Below are 23,271 nucleotides of genomic sequence, written 5' to 3' on the forward strand. Positions count from 1 at the left end.
ACAGATCTGTATTAGACCATAATAAAAAGAGTCCGGACAAATGTGTATACCATGGATGCATTCGACGCATTCTTCCCGTACGTTGAATACCGCCCGCACCAGCGCGAGATGCTGGAATTTGCAGCACAATGCGCACGCGGGGGCGGTATCGCAATGGTCGACGCACCGACCGGCAGCGGAAAATCAAGCGTTGTCGCATCCCTGCTCGCCGAAAGCAAGGGGCGCAAGGTGGTTATCGCGGTGCGCACGATCAGCCAGCTGAGCACATTCATCCGTGAACTTACGCTGATTAAAAAGAAACAACCCCAGCTCAGGACGGCATATCTCATTGGGAAAGCAAGCATGTGCCCTCTTGGTGGCGAAGGGGATGTGTACCGCAGGTGCGAAGGTGTTAAGGTGTTCTCATCGTCCCTCATGCGCGACCGTGCGGAGAAAGGCGTGCTTGTACCGTCAAAAGATCCTTTCATCATCCAGCAGATCCGGCGCATGGACAGGGAACATCCGCTCATCTGTCCCTATTTTATCCACAGTAAATCCTTCGTTCAGGCTGATACCGGTGGTCTGAAGATGGTCCCCTCAAATTCCCTGCGCATAAAAGCGGACCATATGGCCGGGCAGCAGGTGAGCCCTAGTGAACTGGCGGAGTACTGCAGTGACCTATGCCCGTACGAACTGATGCTGCATGCCGCGCGGAACGCCGATGTGATTATCCTGAACTACCATCACCTCTTTGATAACGCGATACGGGACCAGCTTTACCTGTCTCTCAACATCGAACCGGAGGATGTGATGCTGCTGATCGATGAAGCACACAACTGCGGGGATGTAATCCAGTCCATAGGAAGCGTGGGATTGGCAGAACACGATCTCGAAAAGGCATCCCGCGAATTGTCCGGCATGCGGAGGCGCCACAAGGGTGCCGATGCGGTTCAGCATGTGCTTCCCCGGCTCACCGGTTTCATAAGGGGGCTGGGTAACTCGACCGAGGCAGAGGACTGGTTTGACCCTGCCATTTTTGACCGGATGGTAGTTAAAGGCTCGCTGTATAAGGACCTTGAGGAGATCGTCGATGAAGTGATGGGTCTGGCCGAATCTGTCCGAGAGAAGAACCAGAAGACCGGGGATTACCGGGAGACTGCTATCGAACGGCTGACATTATTTTTATTACGGCTTTCGCAATCGGCGCATGATCCTGCCTACCTCACAATCTACCGCAGGGATAATGAGGGGATTACACTGGAAGTAAGAAATATTGACCCTTCCGCACCCCTTCAGGAGATCTGCAGCTCCCATGCCTGTTGTATGTTGATCTCAGGAACCCTGTCCCCAGTCCAAAGTTACCGACGGTATTATTTTGGCAGCCTGGATGTGAAGACCCTGATCCTGCCAAACATGTTCCCTGAAAAGAACCGGCTAATCTGTTGCGCCAGTGATGTTACAACAGCGTTTTCGTTGCGGCAGGACATGAAAAATTATGAAAAAATTGAACAGTATATAATCGCTTTTTCTGCGCTACCAGGAAATGTTGCAGTGTATTTTCCCAGTTACCAGATCCTTGAATCATTTGCACAAAAGTGTATACCGGGAATCAGGAGAAAAACAGTATATATTGAGCCCAGGGGTGCCACCGATGCCGGGTCCGCACTTTCGGAATTCATGTCATTGCCATCCCGGGGCGGGGCGGGCGTGATGTTTGCAGTCTGTGGAGGAAAGTGGAGCGAGGGTCTTGATTATCGTGGTGAGATGCTCGCCGGGGCAATGGTTGTCGGGCTCCCGCTTGCACCATTTAACCGTGTCCGCAGGATGGTGATCGAATATTTCCGGCATAAATTCGGATCGGAAGGGGAATTCCTCTGCTACACGCTTCCGGCGATTAGCCGCGCCCTCCAGGCGCTGGGCAGGGTGCTGCGCACCCCGCAGGACCGCGGTGTGCTGGTGCTGGCTGAACGACGTTTTTTGGAAAGCCGGGTGAGAAACGCGCTTCCCGGCTGGATATCTGATGAGATGATCGAATCCGACATCAGTCGGTTCCGACAGGTTGTGTCTGCATGGAAGTGAACGGGGGATCATGCCGGTTCGGGCTCTGGTATGTCCATGTCTGGTGGAGCGGAAACCTGATCCACAGGGTGAGATTTTCAAAAACCGGTATCCCAGGCCCGGTTCCAGCTCCATTTCTCCAGTATTGTGCCGGATTACCAGTCGACCTCTCAATATTCAAAAGCATCGCCCGAAAAGGGGACACTCTTTATGCAAAAATTTACCGTGCAGTACAGGATGTGCCTTATGGTTCACAAGCGACATATGGCGAGATCGCGTTAATAGTTGGCACCGCTCCCCGGGTTATCGGTCGGGCAATGATGCAAAATCCCACTCCTCTTGTTGTTCCCTGCCACCGGATCATCGGAGCGCGGGGTTTGGGCGGTTTTACGCCTGATATAGAGATCAAGGAGGCACTGCTTGCGATGGAAAAGAAAGGATTACAGAAGAAATAGCCATGAAGAAATGACCAGAGATCTTCGTTACATTGAACAGGTTTTCCTCCAAATCCTGTACTGCAATCAAAAGATGCAATGAAAGTACTTGTACTGTGAAATTTATTTTACTGTAAAATTATTTGTACAGAAAATCGATGCAGCCGGGATTTCACCAGCGGAAAAGGGGGATATTGCATGAGATCTGCAGTCGTGTTGGTAGGGGGAGAGGCAAGGCGTGTCAACGGACAGGAAAAGTATTTTTTCATGTATGAAGGAAAGACATTCATCTCCCGTCTCATCGGATCGCTCTCGCAGGTGGTCGACGAGATCGTGCTGGTTGCCCGCGACCCGGAACAATGCTCCCGGTTTGGTCATTTCGAAGCCGTCCGCTGCATCACGGATATACGGAAAGGGATCGGCCCTGTGGGGGGGCTCCATGCCGGTGTGCTTGCGGCAAAAGGAGACCTGATATTTGTTGCGGCGTGCGACATGCCATGCATCAACCCGGACGTTGTTGATTGCCTTTTTGACCTCATCGGTGGTTCTGACGCAGCAATTCCCTGCTGGAACAAGGAGATGTACGAACCCCTGCATGCAGTCTATTTGAGAAGCGCCCTTTTAACCTATCTAAAAAGCCATGAGTCGCGATCATTGCGTGATATGGTCAGGAACTTAAAGACGGTCTACGTGCCAGTTGAAACGCTTCGCAGGTATGACCCCGCTCTCACAACATTCACCAATATCAACCGTCTCGAGGAACTGGATCAGTTCAATAGTACAGACACGGTATAAGGGGGCAAAACCTCCAAATCGTTCCGATGGCCGTTTTTCTAAAGTATATATATATTGAGTTTGTAAGGTATTGTTTGATTTATTGTCTCTGAGCCGCGGGTGTTAAAAATCAAGGTAATGAAGAATCCAAAAGGATACATCCCGTAAGTAAATGAAAACAAACGAAGGATACCATATGGATATCAGCAGACATGTGACAAACGATCTCATCGAACTTTTTATTGTAACTGCCGCAGTCATCGGTGCAATCCTTTCATCGGTCTTTTCCCTGTCGCATGGAATCTTTGAGGTGTTCCCATTCCTTTATATTCTTCCAATAATTCTTGTCGTTTATTTCTACCCGGCATATGGCAAGCTGTTCACGCTATGCATCGGCCTTGTCTATATCGTGCTGGTCTGGTTCTACTCCACAGCCTATACAAACCAGATAATCATTGCTGCTGCCTGGTTTGCAATTTTTATTATCATTGGCGTTGTGGCATCTTCATATGCAAACCGGCTGCGGGACGAGGAAAAAAAGATCAAAAAAGTCCTGGAAACCGCACAGGACGGGATCTTCTGCTTTGAGCTCCGCTCCAACCGCCTACATGAGATTAACTCTCGGTGTGCACGAATGCTCAAATATGAAAGGGAGGAGCTTTTGGGAAAAGATCTTTCCCAGATCTGGTGGAGCGAAACGGAACGGGCGGATTTTATTTCCTGTATCAGGATTGGACAGAGCCCGTGTAAAAAGGAAGTCCTGCTTGTATCAAAGGATGGCTCCCCCAACCACTATCTCATCTCCGCAATCCTTACCACAAACCATGTTGTTATATGTTCCGCGATCGACACGGCAATCCAGAAAAATGTGAATGAAGATATCCGCCATGTTTTCGAAGAACTGGAGCAACAAGTCAGGGAGCGGACTGCCCACCTGGAGAAGAGCAATGAGCAGCTCAGGGCAGAGATCGAAGAACACCGGCGTATCGAGAATACCATTCTGAATGGGAAACAAAAGAACGATCGCGGGGAGCGGGAACCATGATGGATCGGGTGCTGAACCGGCAGGTATTCTGGATCTCTGTCATCGGACTGACGGTCATTGGGGCGGTTTATTCAACGATATATTCCCTCACCCATGGAATCCTCGATGTATTCCCGTTCCTGTATTTCATGCCCATCATTCTCGTAGTCTATTTTTACCCAAAACGGGCAGTGGTATTTTCACTTCTGCTTTCCACAACATATATCTTCATCGTCTACTTTTACGGGTTCTCCGATCCGAAACTTGTTGCCGTATCCACTGCATGGTTTGTAATCTTTATCACGATCAGTGTAGTGACATCATCATTTGCCATCGGGCTCAGGGCGCAAGAACGGAAATTCCAGCGAATCTTCGAAAACTCACAGGCAGGCATTTTCACATTTGACTGCCGCACCCTTATTATGAGGGAAGTCAACGAAAAATGTGCGCGATTGCTCAGGTACGAGTGCGAGGATCTTATCGGGCGCCACCTTTCCGTCATTTTACCGGAATCCATGGAACGGGACAGGTTCATTTTAAATTTGAGGGAGAGGTCAGTCACAGGAGAAATTGAACTACAATTTGCCGCCCGCGACGGCACAGTTCGCCAGCTCCTTTTAACAGCTTCAATTGTACCCAATTTCATTGCCATCTGTTCTGCGATCGATATTACCGAACGAAAACTTGCAGAAAAGGTCATCCAGAAAGCGCGAGAAGAACTGGAGATCCGTGTGAGTGAGCGGACCAATGAACTGACCATGGCAAACGAGATACTCCGGGCAGAGATCTCCGAACGTAAACGTTTTGAAGAGGCAATCCAGCTTGCAAACAAAAAATTAAACACCCTTTCGTCCATCACCCGTCATGACATCCTCAACCAGATTACAGCACTGGGTATGTATCTCTCGCTTGCCAAGGAAATTGAAAGTGATCCTGCCGTTAATGAATACCTTGTCAAGATCGAACAGATCACCCAGCTGATCCAGAGGCAGATCCGTTTCACCCGGGATTACCAGAATATCGGTACGACAACCCCACTCTGGCAAAAGGTTCAGCTCATCATAGACAACACGGTCACGGACCTGCAGTTTGGCAAGGTCGCACTCGAAACTGACCTCAATAATCTTGAGATTTATGCTGACCTGCTGCTGGAGAAGGTCTTTTACAACCTCATGGACAACGCCCTGCGTCATGGTGAGAAACTGACAAAGATCCGGTTTTATTTCCGAAAGGATGATGCAGGAATTACCATTGTATGCGAAGACGATGGCGTGGGCATCCCGGAGCATGCCAAGGAGAAAATTTTCCGGAGGGAGTTTTATCGGAACACCGGGTACGGGCTCTTCCTTGTTTTAGAGATCTTAGGTATCACCGGACTGTCCATTAAAGAGACGGGAGAACCCGGAAAAGGTGCCCGGTTTGAGATTGTTGTGCCCCCGGGTTCGTACCGGTTCGGGAAATAAAAGTACGGTATGAAGCCCGTTTAAGCATCATGTAAAGAGCCCGAATTTTAAATTAGGAACAAAGAAATTTTATTATTAATTCTTAATAAATCACTCATTTCAAAGGTCATGATGACACCTCTCTATTAAGGAAACTTGAAATAGGGTTATGAAAGGGATATGTAAGAGATGATATATTAGCCAGAGCCTCCCCTTTAAATTCTTTTTTAAATTATTGTATCCCTGAAATCACCCCAATGTTTATATATTCATATACGCAATATCGTGGTATACATTGTAATGTCCGGATTACGGGCATAATAATTGAGGTGTACAAATGAAACTCATGAAAAATGATGATGCAGTATCACCCGTTATCGGTGTGATCCTGATGGTAGCTATTACGGTTATTCTTGCAGCAGTCATCGCTGCATTCGTGTTCGGCATGGCCGGCAACATCCAGAAGACTAAGGTCGTTGCGGCGACGGCAGCCCAGTCAGGAAATAATGCAATTATTACCTACCAAGGGGGACAGGATGGTCCAGTTGTGAATTGGACTTTCGTGACTGTCACAAGTTCAACCGGAACAGTACTCAAAAATAGAGCTTCACTTGGAAACACGACTGGATCTTCTATTACCATTTCCGGAGCGACTTCGGGTCAGGATCATGTAGTTGTTACGGCTGACTTTTTAGATGGAAGTTCACAGGTCGTACTTGATACTTACGTATAAATTCTCCCTTTTTTTGAAATTCAATTTTGATTTATTGATTCCGATATCAATTCGCATTTCTTTATTATTTATTGATGTGAAGCAATTGTATTGAGCTGCATATTTTATCCAATATAATGCCCGATTGGCTCGAGAGTCATCTTCTCCCGCTGGATTGCATCAATAGCCAGCGCTGCCGCACGCGCTGCCTGAATCGTCGTGATATAAGGGATGCTGTAATCCACCGCAGCCCGCATGATCTGGTAGTGGTCCAGCCGTGACTGTTTGTCGGTGGGGGTGTTGATGATGAGCCGGATCTCCCCGTGGCGCATCATATCGATGACATTCGGCGAGCCCTCCTGCACCTTGCGCACGAGATGTGCTTCAATCCCTGCTCCGTGAAGGTACTCAACCGTGCCTTCCGTTCCATAGAGTATCAACCCAAGGTCGCGCAGTTTTTGTGCAATCGGTATCACCTCGTCTTTCTGTTCCATGTTGACAGAGAGGAAGATGTTGCCCTTGAGCGGGAGTTCGTTGTCTGCCGAGATGGATGCCTTGTAAAATGCGAGCCCGAAGTCATAATCGATACCCATCACCTCCCCGGTGCTCTTCATCTCCGGACCCAGCATCGTATCAACACCCAGCAGTTTGTTAAACGGGAGCAGCACTTCCTTGACGGCCACATGCCTGATCTCCCGTTCGTGGTACCCGAGATCGCACAGCTTCTTGCCGATCATCACCTTTGCGGCAATCTTTGCAATTGGGAGACCGGTCGCTTTGGATACAAACGGTACAGTCCGGCTCGCCCTCGGGTTTGCTTCGAGGACATAGACAATATCATCCTTAACAGCAAGCTGGAGGTTTACCAGCCCGATGACTCCAAGTCCAAGCGCAATCCTGCGGGTATGATCGCGAACCTGTTCAAGAACTGCGGGGGAGAGGGACTGGGTGGGGATCACACACGCCGAATCACCCGAGTGGATGCCTGCCTGCTCGATGTGCTCCATGATGCCTCCAATCAGTATCTCTGTGCCGTCACAGACCGCGTCTACATCAAGCTCAATCGCGTTCTGGAGATAGGAATCGATCAGCACCGGATGGTTCCGGCTCACCCGTACCGCCTCCTTCATGTACCGCTCAAGTTCAGTCGCATCATAGACGATCTCCATCGCCCTGCCTCCGAGAACGTACGAGGGGCGGACCAGAACCGGATACCCAATCTTCTCTGCTTTTTCCTTTGCATCGGATTCGGAATAGGCGGACGTATTTGGCGGACTTGGAATTTTGAGCTTGTCAAGCAGGACGCTGAAACGGTCCCGGTCCTCGGCAATATCCATCGCATCCGGGCTTGTGCCAAGGATCCTTGTGTTAAGCTTAAGGCGCCTTATCTCCTGTTCGATAGGAACGGCGAGGTTCACCGCATTCTGTCCGCCGAACTGGACCATGACCCCGGCATAATCATCTTTTTTTAAGATATTTACCACATCCTCAAGCTGCATTGGCTCAAAGAAGAGCCGGTCTGATGTATCAAAGTCAGTGGACACAGTTTCCGGATTATTATTGACGATATGTACTTCAACACCCTCTTCCCGCAGCGCTTTTACGGCATGCACAGTGCAATAGTCAAACTCAATCCCCTGTCCGATACGGATTGGCCCCGATCCGAGGATCAGGATCTTCTGTTTTATATTAGGGACTATCTCACAAATCTGCTCGCGGGTTGAGTAAAAATACGGCGTGCTTGCAGGGAACTCCGCTGCACAGGTATCCACCATCTTGTAGGTAGGAACACCTGCCATCTCTTCGATAATTTCTTGTGAAATCCCGGTGATCTTTATTAGCTCACCATTGGAAAACCCGTACCGTTTTGCTGCAATGACATCTGTAGCGTCATGGTTCTCAACAAGGTGCTTTTCCATCTCAACGATGTTTTTGATCTTTTCTAAAAAGAACGGGGTGATGGATGTGAGCTGGACAATCTCGTCTATTGAAAAATCCTGCCGGAATGCATCGAAAAGGCAGTGGAACCGCTCGTCAGTCGGTCGGGAAAGGATCATGCGGATCTCGCTGTGGCTCGTATGGGGGGTGTCATCCGTGTCAATCGAGCGCTTCGCCTTCATGAATGCCTCTTCAAGGGTTCTGCCGATTGCCATCACTTCACCCGTACTCTTCATGGATGTAGAGAGCGTACGGTCGGCTCCTTTGAACTTGTCAAAAGGCCAGCGGGGAACTTTGACGACAATATAATCTATTGTTGGTTCAAACGATGCCGGGGTACAACCGGTGACTGTATTCATAATTTCATCGAGATGAAGGCCGATTGCGATCTTTGCGGCGACACGTGCAATGGGATAGCCGGTTGCTTTTGATGCAAGTGCTGATGAACGGGAGACACGGGGGTTCACCTCGATGACCCTGTAGTCCCCGTCTTGGAATGCAAACTGGATGTTGCAGCCGCCCTGGACATCGAGTGCACGGATGATCTTGATTGCAGCGCTGCGTAGCTTCTGGAACTCGTCATCCCGCAGGGTGAGTATCGGGGCGACGACCACACTCTCGCCAGTATGGATACCCATGGGGTCCACGTTTTCCATCCCACAGACAATGAGGCAGGTATCGGTTTCATCCCGCATCACCTCGAATTCGACTTCTTTCCACCCCATAACGCTCTGTTCGATAAGCACCTGGTGTATGCGCGAACGGGAGAGCCCCAGTTCAACAATTCTCACCAGTTCCTCGCGGCTGAGAGCGATTCCGCCACCGGCACCGCCCAATGTATATGCCGGACGAACAACTGCAGGAAGGCCCACTGCGGCAATCGCTTCGTCAATCTGGCTGAGACTATTAAGGATCGTACTTTTTGGGACAGGTTCGCCGATTGACTGCATAAGGTCCCGGAATTTTTCCCGGTCTTCTCCTTTATAGATCGCCTCAAGCGGGGTACCAAGGATTTCAACTCCCTTGAGCGCCCCCATCTCGGCAAGTTCGGCAGTAAGATTGAGTCCGGTCTGCCCGCCCATTCCGGAAAGGATCCCGTCGGGTTTCTCCTTTTCGATGATCTTTGCAATGATGTTTGATTTGAGCGGTTCAATATAGATCTCGTCGGCCATTTCGGGATCGGTCTGGATTGTTGCCGGGTTGGAATTGACAAGGATAACCTTCAGGCCTTCCTCGCGCAGCGCGCGGCATGCCTGCGAGCCGGAGAAATCAAATTCAGCTGCCTGCCCGATCTGTATCGGCCCCGATCCGATGAGCAGCACCTTTTTTATATATGCTTTTTTTGGCATCAGGAGATCCTCCTGAAGAGCGAGTCAAAGAAATGCTCTTCTGTGTCCCTCGGACCGCCAAATGCTTCGGGATGGAACTGAACGGTGGTGAGCTTAAGATTTTCATTCTCAAACCCTTCTACCGTGCCGTCATTGACATTGGTGTACGAGATCCTGCACCCTTCAGGCAGAGATGCGGCATCTACTGCAAACCCGTGATTCTGTGTCGTGATAAAGATACGCCCGTCCCTGTACCGCACGGGCTGGTTGGCTCCACGGTGGCCGAACTTGAGTTTGTAGGTGTCTCCCCCAAGAGCCAATGCAGCGATCTGGTTTCCCATGCAAATCCCAAAGACAGGCAACTGGCCGATCAGGGTTTTTGTGCATTTTATTGCCGCTTTTGCCTGCTTTGGATCGCCAGGGCCGTTGCTGATAAAAATGGCGTCCGGTTTACATGCAAGGATATCATCAGAGATGACATTGTGGGGAAAGACGTAAAGGTCGGCACCCCGTCGCACAAGGCTTGTAATCATGTTCTTTTTTATGCCAAGGTCTATGATCGCGATCCGCTTTCCATTCCCCTTGATATGATATGGCTTTTTACAGGACACCTGCGGGATGGGGGTGATATCTGAAATATCCGGCGCCTTCTTTGCGAGCCGTACAGCATACTCACCGTCATCACTGCCGACAACAAGTGCTGCCCGCATCGTGCCATGTACACGGGTTTTTATGGTAAGGGCACGGGTATCCACACCCGTAAGGCCGTAAAGTCCCTGTTCTTCAAAAAATGTCCGGATTGAGGGTAAGGCGGCTGGTTTTTCACAAATCTCCTTTGTGACACACCCAAGGGCGCAGACTTTTGGGTTCTGGAAGTTCTGCAGGTCAACCCCATAGTTCCCGATGAGCGGGAATGTAAACATCAGGATCTGGCCGAAATAACTTGGATCGGTGAGCGATTCCATATAGCCGGTCATCTGGGTATTGAACACCAGTTCGCCGGCGACTTCACCTTCGACTCCAAATCCCTCCCCGACAACAGACTGACCATCCTCAAGACCCAGAACCGCCTTCATGATTTCCATATGTAGTGTGCCCGAATAGTTATTAACGATAGTGTCGGTGCATTAACCTTTTGACCGTCGTTGATCGAATCGATAATTTTTCTTATGTTGGACAATGGAATATTATTGCAGGAATAAAAATTCCTTAATTATCTCCCTGGTTTTGCCATTGGTTTTATTCAATCGGGTTCCCATGAACGAGGCATATGAATAAAAAGATGAAGGGTTGATATTCACATGCCTTATCTTAAAAAAATTGATTAAAAGGTGAAGTTCATGGGAACAATAGGACGCAAGATTGTTGATACCAATGTCGCGGAACTTGTCAAAATTCTCAACAAGGCATTCAGTGACGAATGGCTCGCTTATTACCAGTACTGGATTGGTTCCAAAATCGTGAAAGGCCCGAACAAGGAGGCAGTAATTGCCGAGCTCACCCTGCATGCAACGGAAGAACTGGCGCATGCCACCCTGCTTACGACAAGGATCATCCAGCTTGGCGGAACACCGGTAACAAAACCTCAGGAATGGTACAAACTTACCAATTGCGGGTATGATGCCCCCGATGACCCGTATGTGATCAAGGTGCTCGAACAGAACATCAAAGGGGAGCAGTGCGCCATCAGGACATATAACGCCCTGTTAAAAAAGACCAAAGACAAGGACCCGGTCACTTATAACATCGTCCTTACAATCCTGCAGCAGGAAGTCGAACACGAGGAAGACCTCCAGGCACTGCTTGAGGATATCGAAGTGATGATGCGGGAAAGGTGAACGCTTTTTTCCTGTCATAATCCAGAAGGACGGGAAACTTATTACCCGATTTAAAGTGCCCGATGACCGGGGAACCTGAGGTTTGAAATTTCCTTTCTTATTTGTGTTCATGGATCCCTCATCCTGCAACTCCTGTTCCGATGAAATGTGACAGGTATCACCGGGTTGCCATAAACCCTCTATCCCCATTTTTAAATACTATTCATCTCAATCTTCTGCCATTGACAAGAATGTGAGATGTATCATGAGCGTCGAACATGTGAGCGGCAGGAAGGCCGGTAACCTGATGCTCTATGCCTTAAGCACCTGCCAGTGGTGCAACAAGACAAAAGAGCTTCTCAGGGACCTTGGTGTTGAATTTGATTTTGTCTATGTGGACCTGCTCGATGAAAAGGAACAGGACCGGGCACTTTCAGAAATGGAACGATGGAACCCGAAGGGATCATTTCCGACGCTTGTAATTGATAACGCAAGATGTATTATCGGGTACCAGGAGAGTCAGATCAGGGAGGAATTTGGAAAATGACGCTCCCTCTTAACCCTGATTCACTTGTCGATGCAACATATACTGCTTTAAAAAAAGAGGCGGAAGACGGGGGGTACCGGTTGAACCCGGATATGGATTTTACAAAAAACCTTGTCGGGGGGCTGCTTAAAAATGAACAGCGGTACGGTTACCGGGCCTGCCCCTGCCGCCTTGCCACCGGTAAAAAAGAGGAGGATCTTGATATCATCTGCCCCTGTGATTACCGGGACCCCGACCTCGGTGATTATGGCGCCTGCTATTGTGCATTATACGTGAGCGACGCAATAGAAAAAGGCACACAGAAACTCGCACCGGTTCCAGAGCGCCGCCCCTCGCGCATAGATCGGAAAAAACCGAAGTCACCTAAAACTGCCGCGACAGCCCTGATACCGGCACTGCCGTTTCCTGTCTGGCGGTGTAAGGTATGCGGCTATCTCTGTGCCAGAGAACAACCCCCGGGGATCTGCCCGATATGCAAGGTACCAAAGGACAGGTTCGAACGTTTTATCTGAATAACCCTATTATTTTCTTTACCCAAAAATTATTGCAGAATTCCCAACCCTCAAATACCGTCTGCGCCAACCTAGGAGGTATGTCAGATACAGTCCATATAGAAATTGCCGGCTTTGAAAATGCCGACTGCTCCCCGTTTCCCTGCAACGAAGAGCGCACCTGCAGGCTCGTTGAGTGCTATCCTACCGGGAAACTGACTGTAGCATTCGATGCTCTCAAAAAGGTGCTTATGGATGAGTACGGAAACAAAATATCCATACAACTCACCCTGCTTGACAAGGGTACACCCCCCCAACTGCAGTCAATCATCGAAACCCACCACCCGGCGCTCCCCATGGTTATCATCAACGGCAGGGTGACACCCATCGGCAGGATTGCGCTGGAACGAATAAAAAAAGAGATTGAAAAAGTCCTGTGATTTTATACAATTTTTGATAGCGCACCGCTCTCAAGATCATAGTAGAGCCCGTGGACAGAGATCTCTTTTTTTATCAGAACCTCCCTGACCAGCGGGTACGTTTTCAGATGCTCGATCTGGAGCCGGACATTCTCCTGCTCGATCATCCGTAATCGTTCTTTCTGCTCAGCCGCTGTTGAAGGTTTTTTAATCTTTGTGTCAACCCGTTTCTTTGCTTCAGCAGCGTTGTTCAGCCAGTTGGGGATGTAAACATCCTCCAGCTCCTTGTCAAGGGCCTTGATTGCGCCGCAGTCCGAGTGCCCGCAGATGACGATGTGCTGCACTTTCAGGTGCCTGATCCCGTATTCAAGGACCGTTGCAAGGTTCCAGTCGTTTGCCGGTGCCATATTCCCGATATTCCGGTGCATGAATAACGTACCGGGCATCGTATTGGTGATGTGCCCGGTCTGGATTCTTGAGTCCGAGCACCCAATCCAGAGAACCGGTGGTTGCTGTCCTTTCACAAGCTCCGAATAACGTTCATGGTTCTGTTTGAATGCAGTTTCCCTGAATTTTGCATTTCCAGATAACAAATGGTCGATCATGGTATCTTCTGTCCTTTGAGTATGTATCAATGCGATGACAGGACCATTGCCTGTCCTGTAATTCCGGGTGGGAATGCAGGATCAATGAACCTTTCGGAATAATCCCGCACCATATCAGGTTAAAGGATATGCCAACCCGGCCTTCTGGCCATTAGGTTCTCTTTTTTATCAATCCCGCACGCCCATCTGCCGTGCAATCCTGTCAGCGAGGTGCTTCCCGTGAGAACCGTCCCAGTACAGTTTATTGCAGTGCGGGCAATAGAAAAAAGTAAAGATCTGGTTGTCTTTTGGAGCATAGTCAGCTCCTGCAATCTCGTCACAGGAAGCCTCCCGTAATTCCGTGTTGCAGAGGGAACACCGGGTCATCCGTACTTCCGGTTCGATGAAGGCACCATCCCGGAGCTGGGTCACCTGCCGGATCACATCATCGGAAGTTATAAGGACTCCTGCCGGCCCGGCACGGGTTGCCAGTTCGCGGTCCCGGGTAAGCAGAAGACGCCGCTGGTCATGTGCAATCCGCAAAAGGAGGGTGTCTTCCGATGAATTTCCCTCTGACAGGCTGTTTGCACTGATGGTATCATATCCCATGAGCCGGAGATACCGGCACAGGGTGCCGAGCATCCGGTCTGCGACAAATCGCGTCCTGCCTTCCTGTTTATGTGACATGTGTTACGATCTCAATGGTTTCCCCGCAGTTCCTGCACTGGTGCCCGTCGAGTTCCCGGATACTGCCTGAAAATCCCTGCCGCTCGATAAGGGTAGCCCCGCAGGACGGGCAATATGTATTTTCGTACGGGCTGCTGAAGACATTGCCGAGATATGGGAAGCGCAAACCCAGCGCCTTTGCCTTGTTGTAGATTTTTTCAAGCGTCGCAACAGGTGTTGCCCCGCGATCGGTCATCTTGTAGTCCGGGTGGAATGCGGAGAAATGCATCGGTGTCGCCGGGCCGAGGTGATCGATCACCCAGGCGATGAGCGCAGACTGCTCCTCCATGCTATCGTTCAAACCCGGGATGACAAGCGTCACGGTCTCGACATGCATGCCAAGTTCCCTTGCAAGCGCAGCCGAATCAAGCACCGGCTGGAGCCGGGCGCCGCAGACTTTACGATAGAAATCATCGGAAAATGCCTTGATGTCCACCCGGAACGCGCAGAGCATAGGGGCGAGCTCCCGCATCGCCTCTTCGGTGATATACCCGTTTGTCACATAAACCGTTCCCAGCCCTTTTGCCCGGGCAAGCGTGCCCATGTCAAGGGTATACTCGTACCAGATTGTCGGCTCATTATAAGTCCATGATATGCTTGCGCTCCTGCTTCCGACAGCCCGCGCAACCCCTTCTTCCGGAGGAAGTGCCCGCAGCATTTCCGTATCGGGTTCCGCCCGCGATATGTGCCAGTTCTGACAATGCCGGCAATGGAAGTTGCAGCCGATGCTCCCCAGCGAATATGACCGGGTACCGGGAAGAAAATGGAAGAGCGGTTTTTTTTCAATCGGGTCGATTGCCTCGGCGCTGATCTTTGCATATGTGGAGGCATAGAGCGTCCCCTTCCGGTTGATCCGGACCCCGCAGATGCCATGCCCGCCTTCTTTTATCGTACAGCGATGGCTGCAGAGCGAGCACGATACCGTATCGTTTTCCTGTTTCTGGTACCGGAGCGCTTCATGCATTACGGGATATCCCCCATTAAAAACCTGTTATACTCTTTTTAGTTCATCGTCTTTATCATCAGCCTCAAGGACAAACGAGCCGCGGTATTTGCATGCCTTGCAGAGGTATACCTGCCCGATATATCCCCCCGCAACCGGGAATATGTCAGGGCTTTTGCATACGGGGCAGTAGATCATGTTCAACAACTCTATATGACCATCCGGCACAAAAACTAGTGCAATGAAGAAGGTTGTCATCTCGCTGGGTGGTTCTGTCCTGATGCCTGCGCTTGAAAAAAACCGTATCAGGAAGTACGTTCCCGTGCTGCGGGAGATCGCATCCCGCCACCAGATCTTCGTGGTAGTCGGAGGCGGCGGGGAGGCGCGACGGTATATCGAAGCAGCCCGGAGTCTCGGTATTGACGAAGGTACTGCAGATGAGATCGGGATCCTGATCACCCGGCTCAATGCCACCATGCTTGTTGCCGCGCTGGGCGATGACGCCTATCCCCGGGTTGCGGAAAGCCATGCCGAGGCCAAAAAGTATGCCGAGCACAAAAAATGCGTGGTCATGGGCGGGATCACCCCGGGGCAGACCACTGACGCGGTTGCGGCCGTACTTGCCGAGCGTGTGCATGCCAGCGTGTTCATCAACGTGACATCGGTCGATGGCATCTACTCCGCGGACCCGAAAAAAGACAAGAATGCTGTGCGGTACGATTACCTCACCCCGCGCCATCTCATCGAGATCGTGGGAAAAGCACAGCTGGTCGCCGGCATCAATACAGTCCTTGATATCATCGCTGCCCGTGTAGTTGAGAGAAGCGGTATCCCCCTTGTCGTGCTGGATGGTACAAATCCCGAAAACCTGCGCTCCGCGGTGCTCTCAGGTACCTATACCGGCACAATTGTGAGCGACAAGAAGGGCAAACCGCTGCCGGTATAACACGAGCGAACGGCAGGTATTTGTAACGTACTGCGCAATACTGTAGGAGCGCAGGGGTAGTAGGGTAGCCTGGTCCATCCTAGAGCGTTTGGGACGCTTTGACGGCGGTTCGAATCCGCCCTACCCCATTGTTTCATGCAAAAAACCACTGCCAAAAAAATATATTCGCTCCTTGTGCAGCGGTATCCCGATGCATCCGGTTCCCCTGCAATGCACAGCAGGGGTTCGCCTTTTGAGGTCCTGATCCTGACCATCCTCTCCGCACAGACAACCGACCGTGCAGTGCTCCTTGTGAAAAAACCGCTATTTATCAAATATCCAACCCCGGCTGCTCTCGCACAGGCAAAGATTGATGATGTTGAACGGATCATCCACAGCCTCGGGTTCTTTCATGTGAAGGCGCAGTACATCATCGCGGCATCACGGACTTTGCTTTCGGACTTTCACGGAATTGTTCCAAAGACGATGGACGAACTCCTGAAGATCCCGGGTGTCGGGCGCAAAACTGCAAACATCGTCCTGTATCACGCGCTGGGTAAAAACGACGGTATTGCAGTAGATACCCATGTCCGTAGGCTTGCCCAGCGGATCGGTTTTTCAGATAACAGTGAGCAGGACAAAATTGAGCAGGACCTGATGGAGGTATTTCCACGGGAACAGTGGGGTGACCTCACCGATCTCCTGATCGCTCACGGGAGAGCATGCTGTAATGCAAAAAAACCCCGGTGCAATGTATGTCCTGTCAAGCGTTACTGCCTTTATGCCAGGGCTCAAAAAACCTGATTCTTGAAGGCGGGCTCACTGAAAATCTCTGATAACAAATCCGTAAAATCTTCCCCGGGTTGCCCTTCACTCCTGAGAACGGCAGATATTTACCAGAAATATTATTAAAATTTACTTTTTCTGCTGACAAAAATGCGTTTTTCAATACCCGATAAAAATACGGATAACCGAGAATGATATAAAACCGATTAAGGCGCTGACGGGGATTGTGAGGATCCATGCCCACATGATAGTCCTTGCAACCCCCCACTTCACCGTGCTGATGCCCATGGTCGAACCAACTCCCATAATTGATGAGCATATAATATGGGTCGTACTCACCGGGATCCCTGCAATGGATGCCCCAATAATAGTTGTCGCGCCGGCCGTCTCTGCCGCAAATCCATGCACCGGGCGCAGTTTCGTGATCTTGTATCCCATGGTCTTCACGATGCGCCAGCCGCCGGCTAAAGTCCCAAGAGCGATAGCCGCATGGGCGGCAAGGATCACCCATAACGGGACGGGCAGGTGGTTCGGGTCGACACCGGCACCGAAATACCCGATGGAAAAGAGCAATGGCACGATAATGCCCATGGTCTTCTGGGCATCGTTTGTCCCGTGGCTGAAACTGTATGCCGCGGCCGAAAAAATCTGGAGCTTCTTGAAATAGTGCTCGGCGGACGCCTTGTTGGCTTTTTTTGTCAGGTTGAGTACCACCGCCATGAAAACGAACCCGCAGGCAAGACCGATGACCGGGGAGACGATCATGAACGTGGCAACGAGCTCGACCGTTGACCACTTGATTGCCGTGATTCCTGCTGCTGAAATACCTGCTCCCGAGACGCCGCCAATAAGCGCGTGGGATGAGGAAGTCGGGAGGCCAAAATACCAGGTGATCAGGTTCCAAGAGATCGCACCAATGAGGGCTCCGAGCACGATAAAGGGGATTACTGCTGTTTCAACCAGTTCGAGCTGGATGATTTTGCTGATCGTGCTCGCGACAGCAACCCCGAATCCGAATGCTGCGATGAAGTTAAAGAATGCGGCAAACGCAACCGCTCTTCTTGGAGACATGACTTTTGTGGAAACAACCGTGGAGATCGAATTGGCAGAGTCATGAAATCCGTTGGTAAAATCGAAAATGAGAGCGATCCCGATGATGACGACGATGAGTTCCCACGTTGCTTCGATCATGTAATCCTCTCACAGGTTCCTGCTAATGAACTCACGAGTGCCGGATCGCGATGTCGGAGAGTACGTTTGCCACATCTTCGCAGTTATCAGTCGCCGTCTCAAGATGCTCGTAGATATCCTTTAATTTTATGATCGTGATCGCGTGCTGGGTCCTGAAGAGGTCGGTTATCGCGTGGGCAAGCACATCGTCAGCAAGATTTTCCAGCCTGTTCACCTCGATGCAGCGTTCCTCAATATATTTTGGGTTCTTAATCGAGCGTATGCCCCTGATCGCACTCTCGAGTTCTGCAGTCTGCATATGGATCAGCTTGGCGAGTTCTATCATGTGGACATCGGTCGTCTCAATACCGTAATAGAACATCTTTTCAGTTGCCCCGTCGATATAGTCCAGCACCTCGTCGAGCGTTGAGGCTAGGCGCGAGATCTCCTCAGGTTCAAGCGGGGTGATGAAGGTCCGGTTCAGCTCCTCGTAGATATTATGAGTGACCTGGTCCCCCCTGTGTTCGAGATGTTCAATTCCCTGCCGTTTCTCTTTTACACTTGTGAAATCCTCAGTCAGGTTCAAAAGTTTTCCCGCTGCCTCCTTCACGATCCCGGCCTGCTGCTCGAACAGGTCAAAAAAAACCTTGTCCTGTGGTATTAACAATTCCCGAATTCCCATAATAACCCTACCGATCATCAGGCAGGGAAGGTAAAAAATGTGGCGATTTTACCATCAGGCAAGACCTTGAATGAGTGCTGCGATGAGATAATACCCTCCAAATGATATAATGAGGGCGAGGGGGATGGTGATCACCCATGCGGTCATCATTTCCCGGACTACATCCCACTGCACCGCATTTTTCCCCCGGGTTGCACCGACACCGACAATCGCGCCGGAAATGACATGCGTCGAAGAGACCGGGATCCCGAATACCGTGACAAGCGTGAGGACTCCGCTTCCGGTTGTCGCGGCACAGAACCCCTGGTATGGCCGGATTTTCGTGATCTTTCTTGCCATCTTGTCCACCACCTGCCACCCGCCAAAACACGTGCCGAACCCCATCGCGATTGCCGACAGGAGCACTACCCAGACGGGAACGTCAAATGCGGACAGCATCCCGGCAGAGAAAAGGAGGGCGGTGATCACACCGACTGCATGCTGGCCGTCGTTTGCACCATGGCCTGCTGCCTGGAAGAGGGAGGCGATAACATGGAGGGGCTGAAAGATCCTGCGCATCCTGTTCTGCCGGGAATGCCTGAAGAGATGCGAGACAAGGATATCGAACAGGAACGCGGCGGTCAGGCCGAGTATCGGGGAGATGAAAATAAACAGGACGATCCCAAGGATACCGTTCAGTTTTAAGATGCCGAGTATCATCAGGACAGGAATTGCGACAGCTGCACCGCAGGTCGCACCGACACCGGCAACGGGTTTCCAGTCTCCCTTGAGCATGACCGTAATAATCACCAGCGTTAAAGCACCTGCACATGCACCGGCGATCCCCCCGATGATGACAATATCCAGGGATTTTAAGGACGGAAGTACCACTGCGGATAATCCTGAAGCACCAATACCGGCGCCAAGGATCGCTCCCACCATTGCATGGCTGCTTGAGATCGGGATACCAGACCGGGTGGCGACAAAGACCAGCACAATCGAGACCAGCATGGCAACCACAATGGAGAGCGGGGTCAGTGCATCCGGTGCGATGATCGCTGTACCGATCGTGTGCGCCACAGCGGTTGTAAAGATAAACGGGCCTAGCATGTTGCAGATGCCGGAAAGAAGCGTCGCCTTAAGCGGGGAAAGCGCCTTTGTGGCGACAACGGTTGCAATCGAGTGAGATGCATCGTTGAGCCCGTTGACGAAGTTGAGTGCAAGCGCAAGAACGATCCCGAAAAGGATGAGCGGTTCCATATCGTTCAGCTGTGGCTCATCGAGATGTCATTGAGTGCATGCCCGACATCATTGCACTTTTCCATCACCCTGCCCATACCCTCAAAGATATCCTTTAACTTGATGATGAGCAGCAGGTCTTTTGTCTTGAACAGGTCGAGCACGGCACGTGACTGAAGCTCGATCGAAAGGTTGTAGAGCCGGTTGATCTCGCCGGCATGAGACCGGACTTCTTCGGGTTTGTCCAAGGTAGCAAGGCTTGTGATCGCATGCTGTATCTCGGTTGCCGACAACAGGACAAGGTACGAGAACTCCTTTAATACATCACTGGATTCCGTCAGCCCGTACGTGCAGATCTGGTTGGTTACCCGGTCGATCCTGTCCAGAACATCGTCCATGACCGGTGCAAGACGGGCGATCTCTTCCGGTTCGAGCGGGGTAATCAATGACTCATCGAGTTTCTCGTATACCTGCCGGGTGATCTCGTCACCGTTATGTTCGATCTGCCGGACCCGGTGCGCCTTTTCCGTCCCGCCCGGCAGTTCATGGGTGATCTCGTTAAGTACAGTCGCCGCTTCACTTATCGTTCCTGCCATTTTGGCAAACAGTCTAAGAAATACGCGGTCTTCGGGAAGTATCAGGTCACGGATCCGCATGATCGTTCCTACATCTGTGCTGTCCCGCGAGCATAAAAATAGTATGGCTGTTGTGCGAAGGATTTGCGAAATATCAGCGACGATAAAACCATGGACCGAGCGGGAATTGAACCCGCGGCCTCTTCCATGCCAAGGAAGCGATCTACCCCTGATCTATCGGCCCGCTCTTATGTAGTTGTATGGCATTGGTTAAAAGAATTGTTTATGAGGTACCCCCCTGTTTTAAGGAGGGGCAACAAGATTCCGGGAAAAAACCCGAAGCATCATTTTCGGTTCGGATGGGGGTAGGACTTGGGAGAATGTCATCCATTCATCCTCGATTATCGATGATGCCTCCCGGGTACATTCATCCAGTGCGCCGGATTTCCTCACAAGGCCGATTCCCTCAGAAAGAGACTTTGGGTTCGATCTCAGATGACGGGAACAGAGGATCCTGCAAAGTCTGCTGCTTTCACGGGTTCCAAGAAGGTCGAGAGCCCTGACAATGACATACGTCAGTTTGCCGGATGCGAGATCGTCATACCGGCCGTCACCAGCATCTTGAGAACCGGTGAAACAGTGGATATCATTCATTATCTGGAACGATACCCCCAGTGCACTGGCAAAGGATACGCATGCGTTCCGTGTACGTTTGTCAGCACCTGCAAGGATGCAGGCTGCCTTTGCAGCTGCAATCGCCGGAGATGCTGTCTTGAATGTATACATCTGCAGGATCTTTTCCGGCAGGTGATTACTGGACCAGGCAGCAAGGTTTTTGCTTGAAAGATTTTTTGTCCAGAAGATATCCTGTGCCTGCCCGAAGTGGCCTTTAATGAACATATCAAGTGTGAGGTTATAAAACTCAAGCCTTTGCTGATCGGTCAAGCACGGGTGCCAGCCGTAAAGTACAGAGGGGAGGAAATACAGGGTGTTTGCGGCATTGACAGCGACATCGATGCCATACTTCTTATGTATGCAGGCGTCCCCTCTCCTCGTTGTCGCATTGTCCTCGATATCATCGATGATTAAGGTCCCGGTATGCGTCAGTTCGGGAACGACTGACAACAACATCCTGTACTTTTCCGAACTGACACCGAGCGCCTCGAGCATGAGTGTACTAAATACCGGCCGCCAGTACTTTTTCTTCCGGGAGAGGAGGTCCCAGACCGGAGCTGTGATCACTGCGTTGCATGCGGTCGTTTCGTGCCGATACCTGGGAGTCCCGGCGAACTGCCTGTACCGGGCCGGAGTCATTCTCGGTGGGAAGAATGACCTGATGCAATCATCGATCCTAGTGGAATGGAACTGCAGGTACTGGTTGAAATCGAAGATATACCCGTATCCCTGTAACTCGAGCCTTGCGTTTGCCGTAAACCGCCTGCCACTAACGATTCCGGTTGCTGTGGCCACACCTTCCCAGAATGCCCGCATGTAGCCGAACAGGGGGATCTCCTGATCGTCTGTAAGTGCATCGACCGTGATTGTTGCAGAAATTTCCGGAATTTCAAAGCGCCAGCTGACGGGAAACCGGATATGTGTCCTTTTACTCTCCCAGAACCGGGTCGGGATAGCGGTGAAATTACGGTAAAACCGGGTTCGTTCTCCTTCCTTGAACACGGCGATGAACTGCCCTACAACCTTTTCGCTCTGCATATCGCGGGAGATGAAGATGATCCAGTCGGATCCGTCATCGCCATTCATCCCGACCCAGTCCCATCCATAGACATTCCCCCCGGATTGCTGGGAGAGGAACCAGCTGGTATTTCCCCACTGGTGATCCAGCCATGCCGTTCCACAGACCTCCTCGTTTCCGTACGTGCCGTTCAATTGAAGACGCGGGTACGTGGAATATGCCATACGATGTTGAAACGAAGAGCCAGTACCGTCGATAAAACCACGGGGGCTCACCGGGGTGAGGGAAAAACAGCACGGCACCTGACTTACCGGCGCGTCAAATGCGACGTGAAACCGGGATTCTGACTGGGAAAACAAAAAATCTTTCCAGCAGATGGAAAAAGGTTCCAGCGAGACAGAAGCCCGCTTTTGTTCTAGTGAGAGCGGCGAGGGCGGGCCGTAGGAACGGAGTTCATCGAGGTACGTATCGATAAAACAGGGATCAAGGTTGGACTTCCTGTTCTTTTTTTTCTTTTGGGAAACAATCCACTTCAATGCTTCCTGCTCGCCCCGGCTGACAACGTCGTGTTGGCCGGTGGCGGGGTTGAGCATTGACAGGATCAGGTAATACCCGTCGGAAGGGTTTTTTTTCTTTTGGGAAACAGTGTAGCGAAATATCGTTGCAAGAAAATATTGGCGGCCTGAACACGGAGCATCAAAAGATCCGTGGACAAACCACCATTCAATGGTGCTGCCGAACTGAGGGGATTCGCTGGCAATTCCTAGATTTCTTTGGGAAACTGCGGTTTTTTTGCCTGGTTTTTTCCTGTTCTGTGGGTATGTGATCGTGCTTTTTATTTTCCTTCCGGCAGCCATTGAAAAGAATGGGAAAGCATCGCCTATAAAGACCTTGATCATTCATCTGGAACCAACAAGTGAGCCTGAAGGATCCCTGATTCTCTATTTGGTAATTTCAAGAGTTCCTTGAAAAAACCGATGCTTCGGAAGATACTGATGGCAAGCTG

The 23,271-nt window shown here is 50.8% G+C and carries 23 protein-coding genes and 2 tRNA genes; 13 read left to right on the forward strand and 12 right to left on the reverse strand.

Annotated elements, in window-relative coordinates; genetic code table 11:
• Nucleotides 1-51 precede the first annotated feature (51 nt).
• The 6 genes from OS112_06160 (at nt 52) to OS112_06185 (ending at nt 6,444) form a co-directional block, all read left to right on the forward strand.
• Nucleotides 52-2,058 carry an ATP-dependent DNA helicase gene (locus tag OS112_06160; GenBank protein ID WAC04057.1) on the forward strand — a complete coding sequence of 669 codons (2,007 nt, stop codon included), beginning with the start codon at nt 52-54 and terminating at the stop codon, nt 2,056-2,058.
• On the forward strand, nt 2,049-2,492 hold the full coding sequence (locus OS112_06165; GenBank protein ID WAC04058.1) for an MGMT family protein: 444 nt from the start codon (nt 2,049-2,051) through the stop codon (nt 2,490-2,492). Before OS112_06160 ends, OS112_06165 begins: the two co-directional genes overlap by 10 nt.
• 177 nt (nt 2,493-2,669) lie before the next feature.
• On the forward strand, nt 2,670-3,266 hold the full coding sequence (locus OS112_06170; GenBank protein ID WAC04059.1) for a molybdenum cofactor guanylyltransferase: 597 nt from the start codon (nt 2,670-2,672) through the stop codon (nt 3,264-3,266).
• Nucleotides 3,267-3,417: 151 nt separating this feature from the next.
• Nucleotides 3,418-4,290 (forward strand): PAS domain-containing protein, encoded by an 873-nt coding sequence (locus OS112_06175; protein WAC04060.1) that lies wholly within the window; start codon nt 3,418-3,420, stop codon nt 4,288-4,290.
• On the forward strand, nt 4,287-5,732 hold the full coding sequence (locus OS112_06180) for a PAS domain S-box protein (protein WAC04061.1): 1,446 nt from the start codon (nt 4,287-4,289) through the stop codon (nt 5,730-5,732). Before OS112_06175 ends, OS112_06180 begins: the two co-directional genes overlap by 4 nt.
• A gap of 316 nt (nt 5,733-6,048) precedes the next feature.
• Nucleotides 6,049-6,444 (forward strand): type IV pilin N-terminal domain-containing protein, encoded by a 396-nt coding sequence (locus OS112_06185; protein ID WAC04062.1) that lies wholly within the window; start codon nt 6,049-6,051, stop codon nt 6,442-6,444.
• A 104-nt stretch (nt 6,445-6,548) separates the two neighbouring features.
• Here the strand turns inward: OS112_06185 and carB are convergent, their stop codons facing one another.
• Together carB and carA are read right to left on the reverse strand one after the other, a co-directional pair.
• Entirely contained in the window at nt 6,549-9,710 is a 3,162-nt protein-coding gene (carB, locus tag OS112_06190) for a carbamoyl-phosphate synthase large subunit (GenBank protein WAC04063.1), read from the reverse strand.
• On the reverse strand, nt 9,710-10,765 hold the full coding sequence (carA, locus tag OS112_06195) for a glutamine-hydrolyzing carbamoyl-phosphate synthase small subunit (protein ID WAC06148.1): 1,056 nt from the start codon (nt 10,763-10,765) through the stop codon (nt 9,710-9,712). The genes carB and carA overlap by 1 nt, the downstream gene beginning before the upstream one ends.
• Nucleotides 10,766-11,029: 264 nt before the next feature.
• On the opposite strand from carA, the gene OS112_06200 reads away from it, so the two are divergent.
• The 4 genes from OS112_06200 to OS112_06215 all read left to right on the forward strand — a co-directional run bounded on the left by OS112_06200 (nt 11,030) and on the right by OS112_06215 (nt 12,984).
• Nucleotides 11,030-11,527 carry a ferritin-like domain-containing protein gene (locus tag OS112_06200; GenBank protein ID WAC04064.1) on the forward strand — a complete coding sequence of 166 codons (498 nt, stop codon included), beginning with the start codon at nt 11,030-11,032 and terminating at the stop codon, nt 11,525-11,527.
• A gap of 244 nt (nt 11,528-11,771) precedes the next feature.
• Nucleotides 11,772-12,053 (forward strand): glutaredoxin family protein, encoded by a 282-nt coding sequence (locus OS112_06205; GenBank protein WAC04065.1) that lies wholly within the window; start codon nt 11,772-11,774, stop codon nt 12,051-12,053.
• Nucleotides 12,050-12,565: a ferredoxin:glutaredoxin reductase gene (locus OS112_06210; GenBank protein ID WAC04066.1), complete on the forward strand. Its 516-nt coding sequence runs from the start codon at nt 12,050-12,052 to the stop codon at nt 12,563-12,565. The genes OS112_06205 and OS112_06210 overlap by 4 nt, the downstream gene beginning before the upstream one ends.
• An 80-nt stretch (nt 12,566-12,645) precedes the next feature.
• Nucleotides 12,646-12,984, forward strand: a complete 339-nt coding sequence (locus OS112_06215; protein ID WAC04067.1) for a hypothetical protein — start codon at nt 12,646-12,648, stop codon at nt 12,982-12,984.
• A gap of 2 nt (nt 12,985-12,986) precedes the next feature.
• On the opposite strand, the gene OS112_06220 is transcribed toward OS112_06215, so the two are convergent.
• The 4 genes from OS112_06220 to OS112_06235 form a co-directional block, all read right to left on the reverse strand.
• On the reverse strand, nt 12,987-13,568 hold the full coding sequence (locus OS112_06220; GenBank protein WAC04068.1) for a carbonic anhydrase: 582 nt from the start codon (nt 13,566-13,568) through the stop codon (nt 12,987-12,989).
• A gap of 168 nt (nt 13,569-13,736) precedes the next feature.
• Entirely contained in the window at nt 13,737-14,234 is a 498-nt protein-coding gene (locus OS112_06225) for a hypothetical protein (protein WAC04069.1), read from the reverse strand.
• Nucleotides 14,224-15,237, reverse strand: a complete 1,014-nt coding sequence (gene amrS, locus OS112_06230; GenBank protein WAC04070.1) for an AmmeMemoRadiSam system radical SAM enzyme — start codon at nt 15,235-15,237, stop codon at nt 14,224-14,226. Before amrS ends, OS112_06225 begins: the two co-directional genes overlap by 11 nt.
• Before the next feature lie 27 nt (nt 15,238-15,264).
• Entirely contained in the window at nt 15,265-15,414 is a 150-nt protein-coding gene (locus OS112_06235) for a hypothetical protein (GenBank protein ID WAC04071.1), read from the reverse strand.
• A gap of 43 nt (nt 15,415-15,457) precedes the next feature.
• On the opposite strand from OS112_06235, the gene pyrH reads away from it, so the two are divergent.
• From pyrH to OS112_06250, 3 genes are all read left to right on the forward strand, one after another.
• Nucleotides 15,458-16,162 carry a UMP kinase gene (gene pyrH, locus OS112_06240; protein ID WAC04072.1) on the forward strand — a complete coding sequence of 235 codons (705 nt, stop codon included), beginning with the start codon at nt 15,458-15,460 and terminating at the stop codon, nt 16,160-16,162.
• A gap of 53 nt (nt 16,163-16,215) precedes the next feature.
• Nucleotides 16,216-16,290 (forward strand) — tRNA-Pro (locus OS112_06245).
• Nucleotides 16,291-16,297: 7 nt separating this feature from the next.
• On the forward strand, nt 16,298-16,945 hold the full coding sequence (locus tag OS112_06250) for an endonuclease III (protein ID WAC04073.1): 648 nt from the start codon (nt 16,298-16,300) through the stop codon (nt 16,943-16,945).
• A gap of 141 nt (nt 16,946-17,086) precedes the next feature.
• Here the strand turns inward: OS112_06250 and OS112_06255 are convergent, their stop codons facing one another.
• From OS112_06255 to OS112_06280, 6 genes are all read right to left on the reverse strand, one after another.
• Entirely contained in the window at nt 17,087-18,118 is a 1,032-nt protein-coding gene (locus OS112_06255) for an inorganic phosphate transporter (protein WAC04074.1), read from the reverse strand.
• Nucleotides 18,119-18,149: 31 nt separating this feature from the next.
• On the reverse strand, nt 18,150-18,779 hold the full coding sequence (locus OS112_06260) for a DUF47 family protein (GenBank protein ID WAC06149.1): 630 nt from the start codon (nt 18,777-18,779) through the stop codon (nt 18,150-18,152).
• Between the two features lie 54 nt (nt 18,780-18,833).
• A complete protein-coding gene (locus OS112_06265; GenBank protein WAC04075.1) occupies nt 18,834-20,018 on the reverse strand; it encodes an inorganic phosphate transporter in 1,185 nt (394 codons plus the stop codon).
• A gap of 5 nt (nt 20,019-20,023) precedes the next feature.
• Entirely contained in the window at nt 20,024-20,653 is a 630-nt protein-coding gene (locus tag OS112_06270; GenBank protein WAC04076.1) for a DUF47 family protein, read from the reverse strand.
• A gap of 91 nt (nt 20,654-20,744) precedes the next feature.
• Nucleotides 20,745-20,816, reverse strand: a tRNA-Ala gene (locus tag OS112_06275).
• Between the two features lie 59 nt (nt 20,817-20,875).
• A complete protein-coding gene (locus OS112_06280) occupies nt 20,876-23,122 on the reverse strand; it encodes a polyprenyl synthetase family protein (GenBank protein WAC04077.1) in 2,247 nt (748 codons plus the stop codon).
• Nucleotides 23,123-23,271 lie beyond the last annotated feature (149 nt).

Source organism: Methanoregula sp. (genome assembly GCA_026625165.1).
Taxonomy (GTDB): Archaea; Halobacteriota; Methanomicrobia; order Methanomicrobiales; family Methanospirillaceae; genus MVRE01.

Bases quoted from the DNA above. Each gene is read 5' to 3' on its own strand.
- OS112_06160 (WAC04057.1), top strand. From the start codon at position 52: ATGGATGCATTCGACGCATTCTTCCCGTACGTTGAATACCGCCCGCAC.
- OS112_06165 (WAC04058.1), top strand. From the start codon at position 2,049: ATGGAAGTGAACGGGGGATCATGCCGGTTCGGGCTCTGGTATGTCCAT.
- OS112_06170 (WAC04059.1), top strand. From the start codon at position 2,670: ATGAGATCTGCAGTCGTGTTGGTAGGGGGAGAGGCAAGGCGTGTCAAC.
- OS112_06175 (WAC04060.1), top strand. From the start codon at position 3,418: ATGAAAACAAACGAAGGATACCATATGGATATCAGCAGACATGTGACA.
- OS112_06180 (WAC04061.1), top strand. From the start codon at position 4,287: ATGATGGATCGGGTGCTGAACCGGCAGGTATTCTGGATCTCTGTCATC.
- OS112_06185 (WAC04062.1), top strand. From the start codon at position 6,049: ATGAAACTCATGAAAAATGATGATGCAGTATCACCCGTTATCGGTGTG.
- carB (WAC04063.1), bottom strand. From the start codon at position 9,710: ATGCCAAAAAAAGCATATATAAAAAAGGTGCTGCTCATCGGATCGGGG.
- carA (WAC06148.1), bottom strand. From the start codon at position 10,765: ATGAAGGCGGTTCTGGGTCTTGAGGATGGTCAGTCTGTTGTCGGGGAG.
- OS112_06200 (WAC04064.1), top strand. From the start codon at position 11,030: ATGGGAACAATAGGACGCAAGATTGTTGATACCAATGTCGCGGAACTT.
- OS112_06205 (WAC04065.1), top strand. From the start codon at position 11,772: ATGAGCGTCGAACATGTGAGCGGCAGGAAGGCCGGTAACCTGATGCTC.
- OS112_06210 (WAC04066.1), top strand. From the start codon at position 12,050: ATGACGCTCCCTCTTAACCCTGATTCACTTGTCGATGCAACATATACT.
- OS112_06215 (WAC04067.1), top strand. From the start codon at position 12,646: ATGTCAGATACAGTCCATATAGAAATTGCCGGCTTTGAAAATGCCGAC.
- OS112_06220 (WAC04068.1), bottom strand. From the start codon at position 13,568: ATGATCGACCATTTGTTATCTGGAAATGCAAAATTCAGGGAAACTGCA.
- OS112_06225 (WAC04069.1), bottom strand. From the start codon at position 14,234: ATGTCACATAAACAGGAAGGCAGGACGCGATTTGTCGCAGACCGGATG.
- amrS (WAC04070.1), bottom strand. From the start codon at position 15,237: ATGCATGAAGCGCTCCGGTACCAGAAACAGGAAAACGATACGGTATCG.
- OS112_06235 (WAC04071.1), bottom strand. From the start codon at position 15,414: ATGATCTACTGCCCCGTATGCAAAAGCCCTGACATATTCCCGGTTGCG.
- pyrH (WAC04072.1), top strand. From the start codon at position 15,458: ATGAAGAAGGTTGTCATCTCGCTGGGTGGTTCTGTCCTGATGCCTGCG.
- OS112_06250 (WAC04073.1), top strand. From the start codon at position 16,298: ATGCAAAAAACCACTGCCAAAAAAATATATTCGCTCCTTGTGCAGCGG.
- OS112_06255 (WAC04074.1), bottom strand. From the start codon at position 18,118: ATGATCGAAGCAACGTGGGAACTCATCGTCGTCATCATCGGGATCGCT.
- OS112_06260 (WAC06149.1), bottom strand. From the start codon at position 18,779: ATGGGAATTCGGGAATTGTTAATACCACAGGACAAGGTTTTTTTTGAC.
- OS112_06265 (WAC04075.1), bottom strand. From the start codon at position 20,018: ATGGAACCGCTCATCCTTTTCGGGATCGTTCTTGCGCTTGCACTCAAC.
- OS112_06270 (WAC04076.1), bottom strand. From the start codon at position 20,653: ATGCGGATCCGTGACCTGATACTTCCCGAAGACCGCGTATTTCTTAGA.
- OS112_06280 (WAC04077.1), bottom strand. From the start codon at position 23,122: ATGGCTGCCGGAAGGAAAATAAAAAGCACGATCACATACCCACAGAAC.